Genomic DNA, 1987 nt, shown 5'->3' with positions numbered 1-1987 from the left:
CCACCCTTGAAAGAGTGCGTAATAGCTCACTGGTCAAGTGATTTTGCGCCGACAATGTAGCGGGGCTCAAGTACACCGCCGAAGCCGCGGCACTCCAACAATACATCCGCATCGTTCTACGGGACGGTGTGCAGTGGTTGGGGTGGGTAGGGGAGCGTCGTATGGCCATGGAAGCAGCAGGGTGACCTAGTTGTGGAGGCCATGCGAGTGAGAATGCAGGCATGAGTAGCGAAAGACGAGTGAGAAACTCGTCCGCCGAATGACCAAGGGTTCCTGGGCCAGGTTAATCCGCCCAGGGTGAGTCGGGACCTAAGGCGAGGCCGACAGGCGTAGTCGATGGACAACGGGTTGATATTCCCGTACCCGTGTATCCGCGCCCATGATGAATCAGTTGTGCTAAGTGTCCTGAACTTCCGAGAAGACCTTCGGGTCTCGAGTGGAGGGATGCACATGACCCTGGCTGGTAGTAGTCAAGCGATGGGGTGACGCAGGAAGGTAGCTGGGCCAGTCAGTGGTTGTACTGGTGTAAGCCTGTAGGGCGTGGTGTAGGCAAATCCGCACCGCATGAAGCCTGAGAGGTGATGCGTAGCCGATTGAGGCGAATTCAGTGATCCTATGCTGCCGAGAAAAGCCTCTAGTGAGTTGGTACACGGCCCGTACCCCAAACCGACACAGGTGGTCAGGTAGAGAATACTAAGGCGATCGAGAGAACTGTGGTTAAGGAACTCGGCAAAATGCCCCCGTAACTTCGGGAGAAGGGGGACCACAACCGGTGACGGCCCTTGCGGTCTGAGCTGGGGGTGGTCGCAGAGACCAGTGAGAAGCGACTGTTTACTAAAAACACAGGTCCGTGCGAAGTCGTAAGACGATGTATACGGACTGACGCCTGCCCGGTGCCGGAAGGTTAAGAGGACCGGTTAGCGCCCTTCGGGGTGCGAAGCTGAGAATTTAAGCCCCGGTAAACGGCGGTGGTAACTATAACCATCCTAAGGTAGCGAAATTCCTTGTCGGGTAAGTTCCGACCTGCACGAATGGCGTAACGACTTCTCAGCTGTCTCAACCACAGACTCGGCGAAATTGCATTACGAGTAAAGATGCTCGTTACGCGCGGCAGGACGAAAAGACCCCGGGACCTTCACTATAGCTTGGTATTGGTGTTCGGTACGGTTTGTGTAGGATAGGTGGGAGACTGTGAAGCGGGCACGCCAGTGTTTGTGGAGTCATCGTTGAAATACCACTCTGATCGTATTGGACTTCTAACCTCGGACCATGATCTGGTTCAGGGACAGTGCCTGGTGGGTAGTTTAACTGGGGCGGTTGCCTCCTAAAATGTAACGGAGGCGCCCAAAGGTTCCCTCAGCCTGGTTGGCAATCAGGTGTCGAGTGCAAGTGCACAAGGGAGCTTGACTGTGAGAGCGACAGCTCGAGCAGGGACGAAAGTCGGGACTAGTGATCCGGCACCGGCAAGTGGAAGCGGTGTCGCTCAACGGATAAAAGGTACCCCGGGGATAACAGGCTGATCTTCCCCAAGAGTCCATATCGACGGGATGGTTTGGCACCTCGATGTCGGCTCGTCGCATCCTGGGGCTGGAGTAGGTCCCAAGGGTTGGGCTGTTCGCCCATTAAAGCGGCACGCGAGCTGGGTTTAGAACGTCGTGAGACAGTTCGGTCTCTATCCGCCGCGCGCGTTAAGAAACTTGAGGAAGGCTGTCCCTAGTACGAGAGGACCGGGACGGACGAACCTCTGGTGTGCCAGTTGTCCTGCCAAGGGCACTGCTGGTTAGCTACGTTCGGAAGGGATAACCGCTGAAAGCATCTAAGCGGGAAGCCTGTTCCAAGATGAGGTTTCTCTCCCCCTTCGAGGGGTTAAGGCCCCCCACAGACCATGGGGTTGATAGGCCAGAACTGGAAGCTCGGTAACGGGTGTAGGTGACTGGTACTAATCGGCCGAGGACTTACCAACAAAGAAGCTACGCGTCCACTGTGC

General features: G+C 56.1%; 1 rRNA gene. It reads left to right on the top strand.

Annotated elements, in window-relative coordinates:
- A 23S ribosomal RNA gene (locus tag F3087_RS45675) occupies positions 1–1963 on the top strand; the annotation flags it as partial.
- Positions 1964–1987 lie beyond the last annotated feature (24 nt).

The sequence above is a fragment of the Nocardia colli genome (assembly GCF_008704205.1).
GTDB lineage: Bacteria > Actinomycetota > Actinomycetes > Mycobacteriales > Mycobacteriaceae > Nocardia > Nocardia colli.
Note: the sequence above shows the minus strand (reverse complement) of the source record. Positions and strands in the feature narration are given on the sequence as shown.